Raw genomic sequence first — 235 nt, 5'->3', positions numbered from 1 at the left:
TCCCGTCCAATGCGTGTTGAGTCTTCTCGGGGGCCACTGTTGATGATAGCATTCACCAGGACCTGCAGAGGGTTCTCACCAGTGAGCAGGTGGATGATCTCAAAGGCATGCTTGACAATTCGCACAGTCATGAGCTTCTTGCCGTTGTTACGACCATGCATCATCATGGAGTTAGTAAGGCGCTCCACGATGGGACATTGTGCTTTGCGGAAGCGCTTGGCAGCATACCGTCCAA

At 52.8% G+C, this 235-nt stretch carries 1 protein-coding gene; it reads right to left on the bottom strand.

All coding sequences use genetic code 11. The annotated features are described in order from the left end of the window. The coding region (locus AC0IYH_RS34075; protein ID WP_471838904.1) for an uS7 family ribosomal protein at nucleotides 1–235 on the bottom strand (235 nt) is incomplete at both ends.

This window comes from Pseudomonas sp. AC463 (genome assembly GCF_979253585.1).
This window is presented reverse-complemented; position numbering and strand designations above follow the sequence as displayed.